The sequence below is a fragment of the Thiococcus pfennigii genome (genome assembly GCF_016583835.1).
Classification (GTDB): domain Bacteria; phylum Pseudomonadota; class Gammaproteobacteria; order Chromatiales; family Chromatiaceae; genus Thiococcus; species Thiococcus pfennigii.
In genome coordinates this window covers 43,834-63,306 of sequence record NZ_NRRW01000018.1, presented here as the reverse complement: position 1 = coordinate 63,306, position 19,473 = coordinate 43,834, and the positions used below count along the sequence as shown (strand labels likewise).

The following is a 19,473-nucleotide window of genomic DNA, read 5'->3' as shown; positions in this document are numbered from 1 at the left end:
TGATCAGCGAGCGATCCGAATCGAGCGTCACTTCTTGAGCCTCCGCGATAGCCATCTCAGAATGTTGCGGAGGTTATATCATGTATATTATATAAGAATATCATAATGCTATGATGCGTTTGCCCTGTCCAGCGCGGCCCTCGCCTGCTGCGGCGTCACGGGCCAGTCGAACGACGCGAGCCCACCCGGGTGGGACTTGAACCTCGCGTCCACCAGGGCCAGGACCGCGCCTGTGGTCGCATCGGGCGTGAAGCCGCACGGGACGGGGATCGGGGCCGGGACCTGCTTGCCGAAGCTGCCGCGGTTCTCCTTGTCGTAATTCCATGTGCCGCCGGCCGGCTGGTCGCCGTCCATCAGCACGTTCAGCTGGCGACGCATCGCCCGGTAGAAGGGCTCCAGCCGCAACTGCTTGCGCCCTTGTGCGTGCTCGGCGAATTGCTCGCTGGGGCAGAGGAAGTGCCGATCAGGCCGGACCTCCAATTCGACGCCGGCAGCACGCGCGGTCTCGCGGAGGCCCTCTCTCACCCGCCAATCGCCCGGCTCGACGAGGATCAGCTTCCGCGGGCACAACCGCTCGATGGCCGCGACCAGCTCAGCGGCCAAGCTGTGCCGGTTCTCCGAGTCATCCAGCTGGCGATACTCGACGCGGAGACCTCGGCGCCGCAAGGTGTCGCGGAAATGGCGCATGGCCGCGAGGAACAAGGCGATGCGCGCCTTGTGACTCCAGACGTGCGTGGACTCCTCGTCCACCTCGGCCATCCACACCGCATCGGCACTGGCCTCGAAGCCATCGAAGGCCGAGGACCGCTCATCGAGCTGGTCGCCGAGGACCAATACCAGATGGCGTGTCGCCGGTGTCACGGCGGCGGCGACGTCACGGCCTTGATCCAGGCAATCTCGAGCCGAAAGGGACCGGCCTGCTTGTCCGCGATCAGGAAGCCGACCGACGCGATCTTGGTGGCATCCAGCGGCGGCTCGCCCGACAGCACACGGCCACGGAAGGTCGGCACGAAATCCTTGAAAGGCAGCCGATGCTCCTCCCACTCGGCCGGCCTCGTCGCGAAAGCCGCCTGGTAGACCGGGCCGTCGAAGCTCCGAGCCATGCGCGCGGTGAGCTTGTAGCGCCGGCCGTCGCCGCGGACACGGATCACGAACGCATCGACGTCCTGCTGCATGTCGTAGCGCGCCGGCAGCGAGCGCACGGAGGCGAACCCGCCGTAGTTCTCCAGCGACACCTCACCGCGAAAGACGGCGACGCCATCCGTCAGATCGAAGCGACTCGTGGAGACGCCCCCCATGACGCCGTCGTTGACGATTTGCCAGGCACTCGAGGGGGTCTCGGTCGAGAAATCGAACAGGGGCATGTCGGCGTGGGCAGCGGAGGTAGTCATAGTCAGCAGCCATAGCATCAGCAGCGGGGAGATCCTGTTTCGGCGCCGGTCACGCGCGCCCGCCTCGACGCCCAGGAGGCCGCGTTGGCCGGTGCCTGGCTGGTCCGTCGGATCATCGAGACCGGCGGGCGGGGCGCACATCTTGCCGAGGAGGCCATCCCCGGGACTGAGGGGCACTGGGGCCGTGGCAACCGCGTCGCCGGGAGCCTGGCTCGGCCTTGTCACAACCACCGCCGTTCTTGAGGTGTTCATCCCGTCGAAGTCTTCCATGCCATCTCTGATCAGGGTGCCCTCAAGCTGATGGACACCTCGAAGAATTCAAGGTCCCCGCGCGGGGCAAGGACGACCGGATCACCTCACGCGGGGCTGCGCGCGAGGACATCGATCGGGGTGCCGGGGACCGCGGGACGTTCCGCCGGATGTTCCTCGCCCTGCTTGCCGAGGTCTGCGAGCGCTGCAACCGGTGGGGACACGCCTACTGTTTGATATCGAACCCCTATCACTCGGTTCGGACGCGTTTGTTGACGAACTCAGCCGCCGGGCCTTGCTCATAATTCCGGCCAAGGCCCACCTACATGATGGGAGTCAGGCTAAAAAACTCACTAAAACGGCATTTTGCCTCGGGATGCCGGCAGGCGACCCGCTCGGTGGCCGGAGTTATGAGCAAGGCCCGACGAGGAAAATGAGTACTCGCCCTTCATCCAATTTCTGCAGGACGAGCTCAAGGCCCTTGGTCTGTTCAAGGAGCACCCGATCGAGTTCACCGCCAGCTTCAGGGGGGCGACACCGGATTATGCCGTTCCCACGCCTGTTCTCGGCGCCAACGTTGGGCTCGATCCTGACCACGAGGCGGATCAGGGCATCCTCGAACGGATTCAGGATGGGCGGATCGATCTCCAGGAGGTTTGGGAGAAGAAACAAGCCACCGACGAAGAGGAGTACCGGCGCTGGCTGGACGAGAAGAACCAGGCCGTTACCGAGGAGTTGACGTCGCGAATTAAGCCCCGACGCGGCTTCCGATTGAAGATCAAGCTACCGGAAGACCAGTCAACGCCAGCGGCCACCGGCAGCGCCGCCAACCAAGGAGCCGATATCGACAACACGGATACGGAGGAACGCGCATGAACCTGACCCTGACCCAACACGCCCAAGCCCGCATCCGCCAACGGGGGTTTCGCGAGTCCGACATCCCGATGATCGTCGCCGCCGGCACGGCGGTCGATGCCGACAGTCTGCTGCTCCTCGCTCAGGACGCGGACCGGGAGATCCGACGCCGCAAGCAGGAGATCGGCGCGCTGGAACGGCTGCGGGGCTGTCGGGTGGTGATCGCTGGTGATCAGGTGGTCACCGTCTATCGCCCGTCGCGCCGGACCGAGAAGCGCCTGCTACGTGGCGAGCACCGCCACACCGGCGGGGACCTGAACGCCGCGTTGAAACAACCGTCCTGCCCAGGAGAAGACGCCCATGCTGCCTGACACCGCCCAGCTCACCCAGTTGCAGATGCAGCTCGCCGCGTTGCAGCAGACCATCGCCGGTCTCCAGCGGGGGCTCGAAGCCCCGCCGCCCGCACCGGCAACCTCGGCGGCAACCCGTGCGCCGCGATCCGGTTACCGTTTGTTCGGCCAGGACTTCCCGACCCGTTTCGCGAAGGAGACCTTCGTCGGTATGCTGCGGCAGTTCGCCGAATTGGAACCCAGGTTTCCGGCGCGCTTTCAGCAAGCCGCGGCGACCATTGGACGGTCACGGCGCTATGTGGGTCGCACGCCGCAGGAGGTCTACCCGATGAAGCCGGGGCTCTGGAAGCACACCGAGCCCTTCGCCCACGGCTGGCTGGTCGGCACCAACGAGAGCGATGCGAAGAAGCGCGAACTGCTGAAATTGGCCTGCCAGGTCATGGGGCTGCGCTTCGGGCGCGACGTCCAGGTGTGGATGTGACATGGCGGCTCGGGGAGTCGAGTCGAGTTGGATTGCAGGAGGGCGTCAGAACCCTCACACACAATTACACCCATTCGTCGGGGCAACGGCGCTACGGCTCTCCTGCCATACGCAAAACAGCGTTTCGGGTCCCCTCGCTGAGCCGGAAGCCCAAACGCTGGAGGTCGTCGACCAGAGGGGTCACCGCCGGCACCAGTCCGCGGCGTTTGGCGTCCAGCAAGATTCCGAGCGTCCCCGTCAACGCGATCCCGAGAACCTCGGCATGGCGCCTGGCCAGCGCATCATCCAGGATCACGACCGGATTGGTACGCTCCAACGCCAGAAGCAGAACGCCAGTCTCACCAGGACCGAGATCGGCGACCAGGCGGACGACGTTCTCGCTCGCTGGGGTGCGTAGGTCGACCCACCCCAGCGCTTCGGGGACAGGCAGGTCGAGACCCCGGCGCCGGCCCTCGGCCAGCTCTTCGGCAACCGCGGTCGGGACAGTGATCCGCGAGACCAGCTTCGGTAGCAGCTCCAGTTGCCCGATCTGGTGAAGGTACTGGAGCGGAGAGGTATTGCAGATAACGTCAGGCAAGGGATGTCTGGCGCTCCAGCTCGTCTTCGGTGAGGCGGAAGGTATCGACGCCGTATTCAGCCAGCTTGCTCAGGAACAGGGTTCTCGGGATACCGGCGAGACGCGCCGCCGCCCCGGACGAGAGGCGCCCGAGCTCGTAGAGCTTCACGGAGGCCGCAAGGCGGATCTCCGCCGCGGCGGCTTCATCAGACAACTTGAGCGACAACAGGGAGTCGTCCGGCACGTCCAGGATCAATTGGCTCAATTCTAGGCTCCATCTGCATGGAATCATCGATCGCGTCCGCTTACGGCCCTGACGCGCCGCGGCGTCGGTTGGCGCTCGGCCTTTTTCGGCGCGGCCAGGCGCTCGAGCTGGGGCAGCTTCTCCATAGTCGTAGGCAGCCGCTCCTTCTCCAAGCCCAGCACGTACCCGGTAATCTTATCCGCATCCCGTGATGCCCGCAGGACCTCCTGCAGGTCGCCCTGGAGACCCTGGACCCAGCTCTTGGCGTAGGCGGCGTACCGACAGGTGTCCTGACCGATCCCCAGTTGGTCGCCGATCATCAACGAGGCGATCTCGGTGCGGATCTCCTCCTTGGCGTAGCCAACGCTGCCGAAGGGGTAGGCCAAGTCCCGGTCCAGGCGACTGGGATGGACTGTCGAATGGGCACCCCGCGCGGGGCCATGGCAAGTAGGTGTCCGAGGTCTTGAAGCTGCCCCTGGGGGCAGGTGAATCCGGTCCGTGGCCGGGCGGGAGGAGACGCGACCCGCTTGGTCGTGGCGGATCTCGAAGCCCGGGGCCGCGAGCACCGCCTCGGCCCGCTCGCGGCGGTCCGAAGCCGGGGCCATGACCTCCAGGGCCGGCAGGCCGTCGATCTGCGCGGCGTTGAGGACCACGGTGGAGAAGACTCTCGGTTTGTCCCGTTGGACGTTACGGTAAACCGTGCAGCCCTCGACGTACACAAGGTTGTTTCACGTATTATTTCTAGCGGTTAGCCCCTCATGTCGCTGGAGGTCTGGGGATTCTCGATCCCGCCAAAAGGCCGGCCGGCCTCGCCTCGCGTTCACCGAAGGCAGAGATCCACTGGGCAGCGCGCGGGCAAAAATGTGACAATTGCGGGACACTTTGATTGCATTTTTGTTGCAAGCCCGTGCGCGGGCCCTCCCGATGGAACTGAAAAACATATCGCAGATCGAGCGAGCGACCCGGTTCGGCCAACCGGAGATGTTTCGCTTCGGCGTCGCCCTGCTGTTCGTGATCGGCATCATGCTGGCCGCCGGCATGAGCCTCGGCGACATCCCCCAGAACTACATGCTGATCACGGCCGCAATGGTCGGCGGCTACATGGCCATGAACATCGGCGCGAACGACGTCGCGAACAACGTCGGTCCGGCGGTCGGCTCGAAGGCGCTGACCCTGACCGGCGCGATCGCGATCGCCGCGATCTTCGAGGCCAGCGGCGCCCTGATCGCCGGCGGCGACGTGGTCAGCACGGTCAAGCAGGGCATCATCGATCCGACCCTGATCGCGGACAGCGACAGCTTCATCTGGCTGATGATGGCGGCCCTGCTGGCCGGTGCCTTGTGGCTGAATATCGCCACCGCCCTCGGGGCCCCGGTGTCGACCACCCACTCGATCGTCGGCGGCGTGCTCGGCGCCGGCCTGGCGGCCGGTGGACCCGGCATCGCCAACTGGGGCACGCTGGGGCAGATCGCCGCGAGTTGGGTGATCTCGCCGCTGCTCGGCGGTGCGATCGCGGCCGGTTTCCTGTATTTGATCAAGCGCACGATCACCTACCAGGAGGACATGAAGGCGGCCGCGCAGCGCGTGGTCCCGGTCCTGGTCGCGGCGATGGCCTGGGCCTTCTCCACCTACCTGATCCTGAAGGGCATCAAACCCATCTGGAAGGTCGAATTCGGCGGCGCCGCGCTGTTCGGCCTGCTGTGCGCCACGCTCGTCTATCTGCTCGCACGCCACCTGATCGGCCGCGTCGCCGACCATCTGCCTGGCGACAAGGCCGGCATCAACGGGCTCTTCACGGTCCCGCTGATCTTCGCCGCCGCCCTGTTGAGCTTCGCCCACGGCGCCAACGACGTCGCGAACGCCGTCGGTCCCCTGGCCGCGATCAACGATGCGGTGCTCCATGGGGGCATCGCAAGGGAGGCATCGATCCCCCTTTGGGTCATGTTGGTCGGCGCCTGTGGGATCGCGATCGGACTGGCGCTCTACGGACCCAAGCTGATCCGCACTGTCGGATCCGAGATCACCGAACTCGATCAGATGCGCGCCTACTGCATCGCGATGGCCGCGGCGATCACCGTGATCCTGGCCACCCAGCTCGGCCTGCCGGTCTCCTCGACCCATATCGCCGTCGGCGCGGTGTTCGGCGTCGGCTTCCTCCGCGAGTTTCTCAAGGCCAGCTACTCCAAGATGGTCGCCGAGATCAAGGCCCACCACCAGGGCAAGGGCGAGGCCGAGGTGGAGGCCTTCCTCATCGAGTTCCGCAAGGCATCCCTCGCCAACAAGGCGCTGATGCTGCAACAACTCAAGGAACACTCGGCCAGGGCGGAGTTGAGCAAGAAGGAGCGCAAGGGGCTGAAGCGCGTCTACAAGACGGAGCTGGTCAAACGCTCGGCACTGATGAAGATCGTCGCGGCCTGGGTCATCACGGTACCCGTATCCGGGCTACTCGCGGCGATCCTGTACTTTGCGATCAGGGGATTCATGCTGCCCTGACGTGGGCCGCGCTCAGCGGCGGCCGTGCCTGACCCGCCGGCCGCGAGGGTCGCCCCTCAGCCCAGGCGCGGCCCCTCCGCCAGGACGGCGCGCAGGGCGACGAGGCGGGCGTGACGGATGCGCTCCGGGATCTGCTGCGGGTTGGCGGCTGCCACCGCGACGGCCCTCAGGTCCAGGGCGTTGACGGCGGCCTGGAGCCGGCGCCACAGCTGTCCTTGGGGATAGGCGCGCTCGCCGTAGCTGGTGCGCCCGCGGTAGTCGGCCTCGCAGGCGAGCAACATCTGTTCGAAGCGCTCCGGTCGGCGCACCGCGTCGGCCCCCTCCAGCAGGTCCAGGATCGTCGTCGGGCGCAGCTCGTCGACCTTGTGCACCAGGCCGTGCCAGCGCGCCGTGATCAGGGCGAGGTCGCGGACACGATGCGGCACCCGCAACCGCTCGCAGACCGCCCGCACCAGCGACAGGCCGCGGTGCTCGTGGCCGCGGTGGCTCGGCAGGATCTCCGCCGGCGTGGTCCCCTTGCCGAGGTCGTGGGTCAGCGCGGCGAAGCGCACCTCCAGGTCCTCGCTCAGGCGCGCCGCCATGTCGACGACCATCAGCGTGTGGACGCCCGTATCGATCTCCGGGTGCCACTGCGCCGGCTGCGGCACGCCGAACAGGCGGTCGAGCTCGGGCAGCAGCCGCGCGAGCGCCCCGCAGTCGCGCAGGGTCGCGAAGAAGACCGACGGCGTCGCCTCGGCCAGCGCCTTCGCGAGCTCCTGCCAGACCCGCTCCGGCACCAGGGCATCGACCTCGCCGGCCGCGACCATGGTGCGCATCAGCGCCAGCGTCTCGTCGGCGACGCGGAAGCCGAGCGCGGCGAAGCGGGCGGCGAAGCGGGCGACGCGCAGGATCCGCACCGGGTCCTCGGCGAAGGCCGGCGAGACGTGGCGCAGCACCCGCGCCTCGAGGTCGGCGCGCCCGCCGTAGGGGTCGATCAGGGTGCCGTCGGCGTCCTCGGCCAGGGCGTTGATCGTGAGATCGCGCCGCGCCAGATCCTCTTCCAGCGTCACGTCCGGCGCGGCATGGCAGAGAAAGCCGTGGTAGCCGGGGGCGACCTTCCGCTCGGTGCGCGCGAGCGCGTACTCGTCCTTCGTCTGCGGGTGCAGGAAGACCGGGAAGTCGCGCCCGACCTGCTGATAGCCCTGACGCAGCAGGTCCTCGGGGGTCGCCCCGACGACCACATAGTCGCGCTCGCCGACCGACCGCCCGAGGAGGCGATCGCGGACCGCGCCACCGACCAGATAGACCTTCATCGCGCCTGGCCCTCAGCCGGTCGCTGGCGGCGCCGGGGGCGGACCATTGCCCGGCGGCCCCGCACCGCCCACGGGCGGATCGCCACTGGTCCGCTCGCCGCGGAAGAGACGCACGATGGCGCCGAAGACCCGCCGGATGCCGCACCACAGCCGCGGCAGCAGCCAGACCAGCAGGAGCAGGAACACCGCCAGGGCGGCGAGGAAGACGGCTGGGTGCGTCAGCGCGAGGAGGATGCCACCGATGACGCCCAGGTCCTCGGCAATGGAGGCCGTCCAATTGGTGAAGGGCTCAGGCGAGGTATTGATCAGCACCCGGGTGCCGGCCTTGGCGGCGTGCGAGGCGGCGGCCAGCCCGCCGCCGACGAGGCCGGCCGCGATCTCGGCGCCCGGCGCAATACCGCCAACGGCACCGGCCGCCAGAAGCGCCCCGGCCGGGATGCGGATGAAGGTGTGCAATGTGTCCCAGCCGGTGTCGACGCCGGGGACCTTGTCGGCGAAGAACTCGATGCAGTACATGAGCCCCGCCGCGGCGATCACGAGCGGGTCGGACAGGATCGCGAGCCCGACGGGCAGATCGATATACCCGGAGGCCCCGAGCAGCCCGAGGACCAGGACGGCGGCGTAGAGATTGATGCCGCTCGCCCAGCCGGCACCGAGCATCAAGGCCAGGGTCGAGGTCAGGTCGTCCACGGGGTCAGCTCCTTCGCAGTGTCGGCAGCCGGCCGTCGCACCGGCCGCGCCCGGATCCGGTTAGAATAACCCGCCCGTGACGGGCCGGCCCAATCGATCGCGGGGAGGCGATCGCGGGAAGGCCGACACCCCCTTCGAAGGACGACGGCTATGATGCGCATCCTCCGCTTCCTGCTCTTCTTCGCGCTGCTCGCCTATGGGCTGTGGCCCTACTACCACGTCTTCCGCCTCGACACGGCGCTCGGTCAGGACGACCCCGCGGCGCTCGCCGGGCTGGTCGATCTGCCGGCGCTCCAGCAGAATTACAAGCGCCGGCTCGATGCCGGCCTCGGCGGCCTGCTGCCCGCCGATCCCAATCAAGATCAGCCGCTCGTGCGCGGCCTCGCCCAGGGGCTCGACCGGCTCGGCCGCGCCGCCGTCGATCAGTACATCACCCTGCCCTGGGTCGCCGAGACGCTGCGCGCGGCGACCCGCGCGGCGACGAACCAGACCCCGGCCTACCTGATCAGCGGCATCCGCTTCGCCTTCTTCGAGTCCTACGACCGCTTCCTGATCCGCATCGGCGAGCTCGGCGAGGGCGCCGTGCACGTGCGGATGCGCCTGGAGGGGACGGAGTGGCGGGTCACCGACATCATCCGCTGACCCCGGGCCTCGCCGCCCGACACGCGCCGCTCAGTCGGTCCGCCTGATCGTCGTCGGCTCGTCGGCGACGCCGAGGTAGAAGACGACCAATCGGACCTCGGTGTCGCCGACGTTGACACCGTTGTGCCAGGTGTCGACGACCTCGAAGATCGCATCCCCGGCCTGGAAGGCCGAGACGCGCCCGTCGTCGAACCGCACCTCCAACGCCCCCTGCTCCACATAGGCATAGAGTGGGATCGGGTGCTTGTGCCAGCCGGTCTCGGCCCCGGGGGCGATCGTCACCTGGGCCGCGGTGACCTCGGGCCGCTCGGTGCGCGGATAGGCGATCGGCGCCCCATCGCTGGTCGTCGTCGCGCGTTGCAGGATGACCGAGGAGACCCCCGAGGCGTATCCGCCCTGGGCACCGCCATCGGCCCAGGCCGTCGCAGACCCCGCCACCACGAACGACAGGACGAAGAGACCCAGCACGCGATCCATTGGCGATCCCCCTCGGAGGCGCCTCGCGCCCGAATGATTGTCGAAGTCCGAACCATGCTGGTGCGCCTACCCCGCCGTCAAGGACCGGAGGTCCGAGCGGCCGCGGCGGATCCGCTCCGATCAGGCGCGCTCGGGTGAGGCCCCGAGGGGCTGACCCGACGGCCTCGGTCGCAACACGATTCGCCAGGGCCTTGGCCTTCGTGCGGCTGAAGCCGCACCTACACGGGAGCTCCCGTGCGGTCGAGCGGCCGCCAACGCCCTCAACCGGCCGCGATGAGGTGCTCCAGGAAGGCCTGCGCGGCCAGGGACAGCTGCTTGCCCTTCGGATACACGGCCGACCATTGCCGCTCCAACGGGAATCCGCGCACGTCGAGGATCTCGAAGGCGCCCGAGGACTCATCGAGGGCCAGCGTGTGCCGTGACAGCACGGCCAACCCGAGCCCACCGGCCACGGCCTGTTTCACCGCCTCGTTGCTCCCGAGCGTCATGCGCACGTTGAGACGGCGCACCCCGTGCCGCTCGAAGAAGCGCTCGGCGGCCAGGCGGGTACCCGAGCCGGCCTCCCGGGCGATGAAGGGTTCCCCGACCAAACGCAGCGGATCGATGTCGCGCTCCGACGCCAACGGGTGACCGGCCGGGGCCACGACCACCAACAGATTCTTCATCAACGGCCACGAGATGACGCCGAGCTGCTCGGGGACCTGCCCCATGATGTAGAGGTCGTCCAGGTTCTGCTTGAGCCGCGCGAGGATCTGGTCGCGATTGGCGACCTCCAGCGCGACCTCGATCCCGGGGTGCCGCTTGCAGAAGTCGCCCAGGAGCCGGGGGACGAAGTACTTGGCCGTGGTGATGATGGCCACCCGCAGCCGCCCGCGCTCCAGGCCTCGCGCCTCGGCCAGTTCCTCGCCCAACCGCTCGAGTCGCGCGAACAGGTCGCGGCAGGCCTCCTCGACCATTCGCCCCGTCTCGGTCAGATAGAGGCGTTTACCGATCTGCTCGTGCAGCGGCGCACCGACCGTCTCGGCGAGCTGCTTGACCTGGATCGACAGGGCGGCCGGGGTCATGTGCAGCGCCTCGGCGGCGCGCGTCATGTTCAGGTGCTGCGCCAGGGTCAGGAAGATCTTCATCTGGTGCAGGGTCGCGTGGTGCAGCGGCATGTTTTACTTTTATATAAAGTTATATTTATTAAGTTTAACTTAAGTAAAGCATTTGTTGCCAGTAAAGTAGCGCCCGTCCCGCGGATCCAAGCGGACATCCATGTTCAACTCAGGAGAGCGCTATGGCTGGTAAGAAGTACGAGGCCGGTGTCAGGGAATACCGGGAGGCCTATTGGGAGCCGTCCTATACGCCGAAGGATTCCGATGTGCTGGCCGTCTTCAAGATCGTGCCGCAGCCCGGCGTGCCACGCGAGGAGGCTGCCGCCGCCGTGGCCGCCGAGTCGTCCACCGCCACCTGGACGACGGTGTGGACCGACCTGCTGACCGACCTTCACTACTACAAGGGCCGCGCCTACGCCATCGAGGACGTGCCCGGCGACGACGAATCCTTCTACGCCTTCATCGCCTACCCGATGGGCCTGTTCGAGGAAGGCTCCGTCGTGAACATGTTCACCTCGTTGGTGGGCAACGTCTTCGGCTTCAAGGCGGTACGCAGCCTGCGTCTGGAGGACGTGCGCATGCCGCTGTGGTTCGTCGCGACCAATCCCGGTCCGCCGCACGGGATCTATGTCGAGCGCGACAAGCTGAACAAGTACGGGCGACCGCTGCTCGGCTGCACGATCAAGCCCAAGCTCGGTCTATCGGCCAAGAATTACGGGCGCGCCGTCTACGAGTGCCTGCGCGGCGGCCTGGACTTTACCAAGGACGATGAGAACGTCAACTCCCAGCCCTTCATGCGCTGGCGCGACCGCTTCCTGTTCTGCCAGGAGGCCATCGACAAGGCCGAAGAGGAGACCGGCGAATACAAGGGCCACTACCTGAACGTCACGGCGCCGACGATGGAGGACGTCTACGAGCGTGCCGAATTCGCCAAGGAGATCGGCTCCAAGATCATCATGTCCGACTTCCTGACCATCGGCTGGGCGGGGCACACCTCGCTGTCGAAATGGTGCCGTAAGAACGGGCTGCTGCTGCACGTGCACCGCGCCATGCACGGCGTCATCGACCGCAATCCCAAGCACGGCATCAACTTCCGCGTGTTGACCAAGATCCTGCGCCTGATGGGCGGCGATCACCTGCACTCCGGGACCGTGGTCGGCAAGCTCGAGGGCGACCGCGAGGCCACGATCGGCTGGATCGGCATGATGCGCGATCGCTACACCAAGGAGGATCGCTCCAAGGGCATCTTCTTCGACCAGGACTGGGGCCAGATGCCCGGCCTGTTCCCGGTCGCCTCCGGCGGCATCCACGTGTGGCACATGCCGGCCCTGGTTTCCATCTTCGGCGACGACGCCGTCCTGCAGTTCGGTGGTGGCACCCTCGGCCATCCCTGGGGCAACGCCGCCGGCGCCTGCGCCAATCGTGTCGCCCTGGAGGCCTGCGTGCAGGCCCGCAACGAGGGCCGAGACCTGGAGCGCGAGGGCAAGGAGATCCTCACCAAGGCCGCCCAGTCCTCGCCCGAATTGAAGATCGCGATGGAGACCTGGAAGGAGATCAAGTTCGAATTCGAGACCGTCGACAAGCTCGACGTCTCCCACAAGTGATGCCCCACCGACGTAACAGGAAATCGACATGACTGAGCTGCAAGACTACCGATCCCGCCTGGGCGATGCCGCGAGCAAGCGCTTCGAGACCTTCTCCTACCTGCCCCAGATGACCGGCGAGGAGATCCGCAGGCAGGTCCAGTACATCGTCGACGCCGGCTGGAACCCCGCGGTGGAACACTGCGAGCCGGAGAACGCGATGAAGCACTACTGGTACATGTGGAAGCTGCCGATGTTCGGCGAGGGCGACGTGGACCAGATCCTGGCCGAGTGCGAGGCCTGCCACGAGGCCAACCCCCGACACCTGGTGAAACTGATCGGCTACGACAACGATCGCCAGACCCAGGGCACGGCCATGCTGATCTACCGTCCCTCCGCCTGACCCGCGCGACCCCGCCCCGCCGGGGCGGGTTCTCCAGGTGTCCGGGGCAAGGGCGCGATGGGCGCCCTTGCCCCAGCCACCCGGACTGCACAGGAGCAACGCCATGACCGACATCGCCAGCCAGTACCGCATCGCGTCCGAACCCTACTACCGGGCCGTGGGCAAGGAAGTGACCCAATTCGAGGCCGCCTACGACGCCCGCCTGCCGATGATGCTCAAGGGCCCGACCGGCTGCGGCAAGAGCCGCTTCGTGGAATACATGGCCTATCGGCTCGGCCGACCGCTCATCACCGTGGCCTGCAACGAGGACATGACCGCCGCCGACCTGATCGGCCGCTTCCTGCTCGACCGCGACGGCACCCGCTGGCAGGACGGCCCCCTGACCACGGCCGCGCGGATCGGCGCCATCTGCTACCTGGACGAGGTGGTCGAGGCGCGACAGGACACCACCGTGGTCATCCATCCCCTCACCGACCACCGCCGGGTGCTGCCGCTCGACAAGAAGGGCGAATTGGTCCAGGCCCACCCCGACTTCCAGCTGGTCATCTCCTACAACCCCGGCTACCAATCGCTGATGAAGGACCTCAAGCAGTCCACCAAGCAGCGTTTCGGGGCCCTGGACTTCGACTATCCGCAAGCGGCCGTCGAGACCGAGATCATCGCCCACGAGGGCCGCGTCGAGGCGACGATCGCCGACAAGCTGGTGCAGATCGCCGCGCGCTCGCGCAACCTCAAGGGTCACGGCCTGGACGAAGGCATCTCCACGCGGCTCCTGGTCTACGCCGCGACCCTGATCGGCAAGGGCATCCCTCCGGCGGACGCCTGCCAGATCGCGCTCGTGCGCCCGCTGACCGACGACCCGGACATGCGCGACGCCCTCGACGCGGCGGTCGGGACCTTCTTCTCCTGAGCGACACCGGCTGCGGGGGCGGGCCGCAGCCGGTCCGGCAGGACCCGAAGATGATCCGCATCCCCGCTTGCGCCCTCCGAGCCGATCTTCGGGCCGATCTTCGGGCTGGAAGGTCGCCAACCCAGCACCTCCGTAGGAGCGGACCATGAACATCGACCTGAACGAGTACGGCGATTATCTCGAACACCTCAACCCGGAGATCCGCGGGGTGCTGGAAGGGACCTTCCACGAAGCGGCCCGGGCGATGTCGCCGAGCGGCCTGCAGCACTATCTCGAAGGCGCCAAGGGCCTGAGCAACCTGGGCCGTGGCAACGACCTGATCATCACCTACCTCCAGGAGATGCCCCTGGTGGCCAGGGAGATCGGCGAGGAGGCCGTGCAGGAGTCGCTGCTCGCCGCGATGAAGCTCTCGTCGATGACCTCGGGCGAGGTGATCGGGCTGTTCTTCGCCGCCCTGCCCACCGCCGCCCGGCGCCTCGGCGACATGACGCTCTTCCGCGCCTACCTCCAGTTCCTCCACCAGCTCGCCGCGCGCGCCCCGCGCGGCCTGCGACCGATGCTGGGCATCCTCGACGAACTCCTCTCCAAGCTCACGCTGGGCGGGCTGCGCCGCTGGGCCTTCTTCGGCGCCAGCGCCCATCGCACCGACTACAAGACCCAGCTCGCCTACTTCGCGCTGCAGACGGCCGACAGCCAGGCCATGCTCCAGAAGGAGCGCAAGGGCACCCTCTTCATCGATCACCAGCGCAAACTCTCGGCCTACCTGCGCGCCCTCTGGGGGCGCGACTTCTGGCTGCGCCCGGCGGCCGCCGATCGCAGCGAGTTCAAGCCCTATCTGGATGGGTTCATCCTGCACCTGCCCGACGCCGCGGACGACCTGGGCACCCTGAAGGGCCTCGACGTCTATCGCGCCATCGCCGCCCATCTGGCCGCCCACATCGCCTACACCTCGGCGCCGATCTCGGCGCAGGAACTGAATCCGGCCCAGATGAACCTGATCGGCCTGATCGAGGATGCGCGCGTGGAGTACAACGCGATCCGCGAGCTACCGGGCCTGAAGCCGCTCTGGCGCACCCTGCTGACGATGGAGCAGGGATCGCGCACCGAGCACGAGGCCCAGGCCTGGCTCGAGGCCCTCGCCCTGCACCTGCTCGATGCCGAGACGCCCACTGGCGATGCGGAACTCGACGCCCTCGCGCGGACCTTCCACGCCAACATCGAGGCCAACCGCCACGACAACCTGTTCTCCTGGCACCTCGGGATCGAGCTCTACCACCTGCTCGCCGCGCGCCAGGCACTGCCCTCGCTGCGTCAGCTCGAGGCCCTGCGCCTGCCCTACCGCGACGACAACCGCTTCGTCTGGCAGTTCGAGGCCTTCTCCTGGGAGCGCAGCGTCGAGATCCTCCAGGGCCAGAGGCAGGTCCGCCGGCGCATCTCCCTGATGGAGTTCGTCAACGAGGTCGATGTCGAGACCGCCGGCGACGACGCCCAGGAGGTCTGGATCCTCGACGGCACCCTGTTCGACGACGACGGCACCACCTACAACGAGAAGTACGGCAAGGAGCCGGTATCCGACCCCTTCCATTACCACGAATGGGACTACCAGGTGCAGCTGCATCGCCCGGACTGGGTCACCCTCTACGAGCGGCGCATGCCCAAGGAGGACCCGGACACCATCGACGCGATCATCCGCCGCCACAAACCCATCGCCAGCCGCCTGCGCCAGATCGTCGACCGCCTGCGGCCGCAGGGCGTGATACGCGAACGCAAGCTGGAGGACGGCGACGAGCTGGACCTCAACGCCGCCGTCGATGCGATGGTCAACATGCGCGCCGGCCTCGACTACGACCCGCGCATCACGATGCGCTACGTCCTCAAACGCCGCGACCTGGCGGTGCTGATCCTGCTCGACCTGTCGGAGTCCACCAACGAGGAGGTCCGGGGCACCGACAACACCGTCATCGGCCTGACCCGCGAGGCGGCCGCCCTGCTCGCGACCGCCGTGGGCCACATCGGCGATCCCTACGCGATCCATGGCTTCTGCTCGGATGGCCGCCACGACGTCAAGTACTACCCGATCAAGGCCTTCGAAGGCCGCTTCGACGACGAGGCGAAGGGGCGGCTGGCCGGCCTGCACGGGGGCTACTCGACCCGCATGGGCGCCGCCCTGCGCCACGCCGGCCGGCACCTGCTGCACCAACCGCAGCGCAAGAAACTGCTGCTCCTGGTCACCGACGGCGAGCCGGCGGACATCGACGAACGCGACCCGCAATACCTGCGACACGACGCCAAGCGGGCAGTGGAGGAGTTGCGCACCCAGGGCGTCAACAGCTTCTGCCTGACCCTCGACCCCAACGCCGACCGTTACGTCGAACGCATCTTCGGCCCCAACGGCTACACCATCGTCGACCGCGTCGAGCGCCTGCCGGAGCGCCTGCCGCAACTGTTCGTCGAGCTGACGGGCTGACCATGGAGGAGGCCGTCGATCCCGAGCTGGCGGGCGCCCCGATGACGGGTGCCGACCGCGCGCGCGCCGCCCTCGGCCGAGGGGCGATCGCCGGACGGCGACCGCCGGCAGATGACGAGTCAAGCGACACCCGCGAGGAACCGCCATGCCCCTGGTGAACATGAAGGACATGCTCGACCACGCCTATGCCCACGGCTACGCGGTCGGCGCCTTCGACCTGGTCGGATTGGATTTCCTCGAGGCCATCATCACCGGCGCCGAGCGCAGCCGGGCACCCGTGATCCTCGGCCTCGCCGAATCGCATTTCGACCACTTCGACTTCGAACTGGCGATGCCCGCCGTCGAGGCCGCAGCGCGGCGCGCCCGCGTCCCCGTGGCCATCCATCTCGACCACGGCGCCAACCTGGAGTCGGCCGTGCGCGCGATCCGTCTCGGTGCCAACGGGGTCATGGTGGACGCCTCGCACCTGCGGATCGGCGACAATGTCGCCATCACCCGAGGCGTCGTCGAGATGGCCCACGGCTGTGGTGTCTGCGTCGAGGGCGAACTCGGTTACGTCCCCGGCGCGGCAGGCGAGGAGGCCGAACGCCACCCCGGGCCGGTACAGTACACGACCGTGGCCGAGGCGCGGGCCTATGCGGAGCGCACCGGCGTCGATTGCCTGGCCGTTTCCATCGGCACGCTGCACGGGCGTCGCGCGGACAGGCCCAGATTGGATTGGGCGCGCCTCAAAGAGCTCAACGCCGCCCTGGGGCTGCCCCTGGTCATCCATGGCGGCAGCGGGCTCACCGATGATCAGTACCGCAAGCTGGTGACCCTGGGCGTGGCCAAGATCAACTACTACACCGCGCTCGCCGACGCCGCCGGGGAGGCGATCCGCGCCGCCGCCAAGGCGGGGGGACGCAGTTACACGGCGCTGCTCGGCGGCGTGCGCGAGGCGATCGCCGCCGAGGTGGAGCGCTGCCTGCGGGTCTGGGGCGCGGCCGGCAGGGCCGCGGAGGTGAGCGATCGCTGCCGCCCCTGGCTCAACGTCGAGCACGTCGTCGCCTACAACGCCCCGCGACTCGACGAGGCCGGCGTGCGTGCGCTGATGGCCGAAGGCCAGCGGGCCCTGGCGACCATCCCCGGGGTGCGCGGGGTCAGCGTCGGCAGCGTCGCCGACGCGCCCGCCCGCTACCGACACTGCTGGCTGATCCGCCTCGCTGCGCCGGAGGCGATCGAGCGCTACAGGCGCCACCCGGCCCAGATCGCCTTCGTCGAGCGACTGTTCCGACCGGCGGCCGCGGACCGCCTGAGCGCCGACTATCGCATCGCGGACCGGCACAGCGAGACGGCGGCCCTGCCGCTGCCCCGGGTCCCGAGCACCGAGGCGGTGGCCTCATGAGCGCACGGCCACGGCCTCGTCGCCCAGATGCCACGGGATGCCACGCGCCCCAGACCGCGGCGGCGCCACCGATTGACGAAGGACGACTGTCGTGAACCCAAGAACGGCCGTTGCCCCTGAGACATCCCCGGATAAAAGGCCTGAACCGCCGTGGCGTAGGTCGAGTTTCCGACGCAAGCCGGCTCTCGCGATCCGAGCCATCTCGCCGTCGCGCGGCTCACTGGGAGCGCCGGCTTTCCAGCCGGCTCGTCGCCGTCGCGGCTCGATGCCGCGTCGGCGGCGTCTGGGCCGGTAGGAGGGCACGTGCGCAGCGGCCATCCAGCGGCGCTTATCGGTGATCTCCTGGTTCCAGCGCCGAAGGTCGCGCGCCGCGGGCATCGAGCCCCCGCGCGCGAAGCCGGCTGAAAGCCGGCGCTCCCAGTTCGTACCGACTCGCCGTCGAGGCCGATTTCGTGGGGACACCTCAGCCGTTGCCCCCTTCATCATGGATTCAAGTCGTTGACATCGCGAAGAGGCTTAGGAACGGTGCAAAAACAACCGATACAAGCACGTGGAAGACAAGAAACCACGAAATGCGCGAAAGTCGCGAAAACCCCAGATTCTTCCGCGTATATTCTGCCTTTTCGTGTGTTTCGGTGCTTAGGATGAACGCCGTCGATCCCGTCCCGCTGTTCTTCCTGCTCGGCCTCACCGCTGGCCTGCTGCGCTCGGAGCTGCGCCTGCCGGCGGCCGTCTACGAGCTGGTGAGCATGCTGCTGCTCCTGTCGATCGGCCTCAAGGGCGGGGCCGAACTCGCCCGCCAGCCCTTCGGCGATCTCGCCGTGCAGGCCCTCGCGGTCATGGTGATGGGCATGCTGTTGCCGCTGATCGCCTTTCCGGTGTTGCGCCGCATCGGGCGTCTGCCGCGCGCGGACGCCGCCTCCATCGCCGCGCACTACGGGTCGGTGAGCGTCGCCACCTACGCCGTCGCCGCCGCCTATTTCGCCTCCCGCCAGGTCGCCTTCGAGGCGCACATGCCGCTCCTGCTCGCGGTGCTGGAGATCCCGGCCATCCTGGTCGGCATCCTGCTCGCCCGCGGTCTGTCTCGCGATCTGCGCCTCGGCACGATGGCGCACGAGATCTTTCTCGGCAAGGGGATCGTGCTGCTAGTCGGCGGTCTCCTCATCGGCTGGGCCGCCGGACCGGAGGGGCTGGCGCCCGTGGAGCCCCTGTTCTTCGACCTGTTCAAGGGGATCCTGGCGCTGTTCCTGCTGGAGATGGGGCTGATCACCGCCGCCCAGTTCGGCAGCCTGCGCCGCCACGGCCTCTTCCTGGTGGCGTTCGGCATCGCCATGCCGCTGTTCTCGTCGCTGATCGGCGCCACCCTGGGCCTGGCCCTCGGGCTGTCGCTGGGCGGCACGGCCATGCTGGCCACGCTGGCGGCGAGCGCCTCTTACATCGCCGTGCCAGCGGCCATGCGCATCTCGGTGCCGGAGGCCAACCCGACGCTGTCGCTGGCCGTCTCGCTGGGGGTCACCTTCCCGTTCAATATCCTGATCGGCATCCCCCTCTACCATGCCTTGGCGACGAGACTCTTCGCCCTCACCGGAGGCCCGAGCCCATGAACGCCACGACGCGCCGACTGCTCACGATCGTCACCGAGGCCGCCCTCGAACAACTCCTGGTCAAGGACCTCGAGGCCCTCGGGGCGAGCGGCTACACGGTCACCGATGCGCGCGGCAAGGGCAGCCGCGGCACGCGCAACGCCGCTTGGGGGGAGAGCAGCAACATCCGCGTCGAGATCGTCTGCGACGCGGCCACCGCCGAGGCCATCGCCGCCCACCTACAGGCCCGCTACTACGCACACTACGCGATGATCCTGTTCGTCTCCGACGTGGCCGTGCTGCGACCGGAGAAGTTCTGACCGCCC

At 67.8% G+C, this 19,473-nt stretch carries 20 protein-coding genes; 11 read left to right on the top strand and 9 right to left on the bottom strand.

Annotation, left to right across the window (positions count from 1 at the left end; all coding sequences use genetic code 11):
• Positions 1-108: 108 nt before the first annotated feature.
• Positions 109-861 carry a cryptochrome/photolyase family protein gene (locus CKO41_RS08345; protein WP_200381813.1) on the bottom strand — a complete coding sequence of 251 codons (753 nt, stop codon included), beginning with the start codon at positions 859-861 and terminating at the stop codon, positions 109-111.
• Entirely contained in the window at positions 858-1,661 is an 804-nt protein-coding gene (locus CKO41_RS08340; RefSeq protein ID WP_242464114.1) for a CIA30 family protein, read from the bottom strand. The genes CKO41_RS08345 and CKO41_RS08340 overlap by 4 nt, the downstream gene beginning before the upstream one ends.
• Positions 1,662-2,512: 851 nt before the next feature.
• Between CKO41_RS08340 and CKO41_RS08335 the strand changes: the two genes are divergently transcribed.
• Complete coding sequence (locus tag CKO41_RS08335) at positions 2,513-2,866, top strand: DUF4258 domain-containing protein (protein WP_200381812.1); 354 nt, start codon at positions 2,513-2,515, stop codon at positions 2,864-2,866.
• The gene (locus CKO41_RS08330; protein ID WP_200381811.1) at positions 2,856-3,326 is read left to right on the top strand and encodes a hypothetical protein; all 471 of its coding nucleotides are present in this window, start codon (positions 2,856-2,858) and stop codon (positions 3,324-3,326) included. The genes CKO41_RS08335 and CKO41_RS08330 overlap by 11 nt, the downstream gene beginning before the upstream one ends.
• Before the next feature lie 91 nt (positions 3,327-3,417).
• On the opposite strand, the gene CKO41_RS08325 is transcribed toward CKO41_RS08330, so the two are convergent.
• Genes CKO41_RS08325 through CKO41_RS08315 form a run of 3 tightly spaced genes read right to left on the bottom strand, consistent with a single transcriptional unit; the run spans position 3,418 to position 4,779 of the window.
• The gene (locus CKO41_RS08325) at positions 3,418-3,903 is read right to left on the bottom strand and encodes a PIN domain-containing protein (protein WP_200381810.1); all 486 of its coding nucleotides are present in this window, start codon (positions 3,901-3,903) and stop codon (positions 3,418-3,420) included.
• On the bottom strand, positions 3,896-4,147 hold the full coding sequence (locus CKO41_RS08320; protein ID WP_242464112.1) for a UPF0175 family protein: 252 nt from the start codon (positions 4,145-4,147) through the stop codon (positions 3,896-3,898). Before CKO41_RS08320 ends, CKO41_RS08325 begins: the two co-directional genes overlap by 8 nt.
• Positions 4,148-4,170: 23 nt before the next feature.
• The gene (locus CKO41_RS08315; RefSeq protein WP_338113698.1) at positions 4,171-4,779 is read right to left on the bottom strand and encodes a zincin-like metallopeptidase domain-containing protein; all 609 of its coding nucleotides are present in this window, start codon (positions 4,777-4,779) and stop codon (positions 4,171-4,173) included.
• A 271-nt stretch (positions 4,780-5,050) separates the two neighbouring features.
• Here CKO41_RS08315 and CKO41_RS08310 point away from each other — a divergent pair, with 271 nt between their 5' ends.
• Entirely contained in the window at positions 5,051-6,619 is a 1,569-nt protein-coding gene (locus CKO41_RS08310) for an inorganic phosphate transporter (protein ID WP_200249365.1), read from the top strand.
• A gap of 56 nt (positions 6,620-6,675) precedes the next feature.
• Here the strand turns inward: CKO41_RS08310 and CKO41_RS08305 are convergent, their stop codons facing one another.
• Both CKO41_RS08305 and CKO41_RS08300 read right to left on the bottom strand, forming a co-directional pair.
• Positions 6,676-7,911, bottom strand: coding sequence for a multifunctional CCA addition/repair protein (locus tag CKO41_RS08305; RefSeq protein ID WP_200249364.1), 1,236 nt, complete (start codon positions 7,909-7,911; stop codon positions 6,676-6,678).
• Between the two features lie 12 nt (positions 7,912-7,923).
• Positions 7,924-8,601: a DUF4126 family protein gene (locus CKO41_RS08300; protein WP_200381808.1), complete on the bottom strand. Its 678-nt coding sequence runs from the start codon at positions 8,599-8,601 to the stop codon at positions 7,924-7,926.
• Positions 8,602-8,751: 150 nt separating this feature from the next.
• Here CKO41_RS08300 and CKO41_RS08295 point away from each other — a divergent pair, with 150 nt between their 5' ends.
• The gene (locus CKO41_RS08295; protein WP_338113697.1) at positions 8,752-9,243 is read left to right on the top strand and encodes a DUF2939 domain-containing protein; all 492 of its coding nucleotides are present in this window, start codon (positions 8,752-8,754) and stop codon (positions 9,241-9,243) included.
• A 30-nt stretch (positions 9,244-9,273) separates the two neighbouring features.
• Here CKO41_RS08295 and CKO41_RS08290 read toward each other — a convergent pair whose 3' ends face one another.
• Positions 9,274-9,720, bottom strand: a complete 447-nt coding sequence (locus CKO41_RS08290) for a cupin domain-containing protein (RefSeq protein WP_200249358.1) — start codon at positions 9,718-9,720, stop codon at positions 9,274-9,276.
• 260 nt (positions 9,721-9,980) lie between these two features.
• Positions 9,981-10,877 (bottom strand): LysR family transcriptional regulator, encoded by an 897-nt coding sequence (locus CKO41_RS08285; protein ID WP_200249357.1) that lies wholly within the window; start codon positions 10,875-10,877, stop codon positions 9,981-9,983.
• 122 nt (positions 10,878-10,999) lie between these two features.
• Here CKO41_RS08285 and CKO41_RS08280 point away from each other — a divergent pair, with 122 nt between their 5' ends.
• The 7 genes from CKO41_RS08280 (at position 11,000) to CKO41_RS08250 (ending at position 19,467) form a co-directional block, all read left to right on the top strand.
• Positions 11,000-12,421 (top strand): form I ribulose bisphosphate carboxylase large subunit, encoded by a 1,422-nt coding sequence (locus CKO41_RS08280; protein WP_200381807.1) that lies wholly within the window; start codon positions 11,000-11,002, stop codon positions 12,419-12,421.
• A gap of 28 nt (positions 12,422-12,449) precedes the next feature.
• Positions 12,450-12,803, top strand: a complete 354-nt coding sequence (locus tag CKO41_RS08275; protein WP_200249355.1) for a ribulose bisphosphate carboxylase small subunit — start codon at positions 12,450-12,452, stop codon at positions 12,801-12,803.
• Positions 12,804-12,906: 103 nt separating this feature from the next.
• A complete protein-coding gene (locus tag CKO41_RS08270; RefSeq protein WP_200249354.1) occupies positions 12,907-13,713 on the top strand; it encodes a CbbQ/NirQ/NorQ/GpvN family protein in 807 nt (268 codons plus the stop codon).
• 145 nt (positions 13,714-13,858) lie between these two features.
• Entirely contained in the window at positions 13,859-16,180 is a 2,322-nt protein-coding gene (locus CKO41_RS08265) for a nitric oxide reductase activation protein NorD (protein ID WP_200381806.1), read from the top strand.
• A 145-nt stretch (positions 16,181-16,325) separates the two neighbouring features.
• On the top strand, positions 16,326-17,564 hold the full coding sequence (locus CKO41_RS08260) for a class II fructose-bisphosphate aldolase (RefSeq protein WP_200249351.1): 1,239 nt from the start codon (positions 16,326-16,328) through the stop codon (positions 17,562-17,564).
• A gap of 644 nt (positions 17,565-18,208) precedes the next feature.
• The gene (locus CKO41_RS08255; protein ID WP_200249350.1) at positions 18,209-19,168 is read left to right on the top strand and encodes a sodium-dependent bicarbonate transport family permease; all 960 of its coding nucleotides are present in this window, start codon (positions 18,209-18,211) and stop codon (positions 19,166-19,168) included.
• Entirely contained in the window at positions 19,165-19,467 is a 303-nt protein-coding gene (locus CKO41_RS08250; RefSeq protein WP_200249348.1) for a DUF3240 family protein, read from the top strand. The genes CKO41_RS08255 and CKO41_RS08250 overlap by 4 nt, the downstream gene beginning before the upstream one ends.
• The last annotated feature ends 6 nt before the right edge of the window (positions 19,468-19,473 follow it).

Bases quoted from the DNA above. Each gene is read 5' to 3' on its own strand.
- CKO41_RS08340 (WP_242464114.1), bottom strand. From the start codon at position 1,661: ATGGAAGACTTCGACGGGATGAACACCTCAAGAACGGCGGTGGTTGTG.
- CKO41_RS08335 (WP_200381812.1), top strand. From the start codon at position 2,513: ATGAACCTGACCCTGACCCAACACGCCCAAGCCCGCATCCGCCAACGG.
- CKO41_RS08330 (WP_200381811.1), top strand. From the start codon at position 2,856: ATGCTGCCTGACACCGCCCAGCTCACCCAGTTGCAGATGCAGCTCGCC.
- CKO41_RS08310 (WP_200249365.1), top strand. From the start codon at position 5,051: ATGGAACTGAAAAACATATCGCAGATCGAGCGAGCGACCCGGTTCGGC.
- CKO41_RS08305 (WP_200249364.1), bottom strand. From the start codon at position 7,911: ATGAAGGTCTATCTGGTCGGTGGCGCGGTCCGCGATCGCCTCCTCGGG.
- CKO41_RS08295 (WP_338113697.1), top strand. From the start codon at position 8,752: ATGATGCGCATCCTCCGCTTCCTGCTCTTCTTCGCGCTGCTCGCCTAT.
- CKO41_RS08290 (WP_200249358.1), bottom strand. From the start codon at position 9,720: ATGGATCGCGTGCTGGGTCTCTTCGTCCTGTCGTTCGTGGTGGCGGGG.
- CKO41_RS08285 (WP_200249357.1), bottom strand. From the start codon at position 10,877: ATGCCGCTGCACCACGCGACCCTGCACCAGATGAAGATCTTCCTGACC.
- CKO41_RS08280 (WP_200381807.1), top strand. From the start codon at position 11,000: ATGGCTGGTAAGAAGTACGAGGCCGGTGTCAGGGAATACCGGGAGGCC.
- CKO41_RS08275 (WP_200249355.1), top strand. From the start codon at position 12,450: ATGACTGAGCTGCAAGACTACCGATCCCGCCTGGGCGATGCCGCGAGC.
- CKO41_RS08270 (WP_200249354.1), top strand. From the start codon at position 12,907: ATGACCGACATCGCCAGCCAGTACCGCATCGCGTCCGAACCCTACTAC.
- CKO41_RS08265 (WP_200381806.1), top strand. From the start codon at position 13,859: ATGAACATCGACCTGAACGAGTACGGCGATTATCTCGAACACCTCAAC.
- CKO41_RS08260 (WP_200249351.1), top strand. From the start codon at position 16,326: ATGCCCCTGGTGAACATGAAGGACATGCTCGACCACGCCTATGCCCAC.
- CKO41_RS08255 (WP_200249350.1), top strand. From the start codon at position 18,209: ATGAACGCCGTCGATCCCGTCCCGCTGTTCTTCCTGCTCGGCCTCACC.
- CKO41_RS08250 (WP_200249348.1), top strand. From the start codon at position 19,165: ATGAACGCCACGACGCGCCGACTGCTCACGATCGTCACCGAGGCCGCC.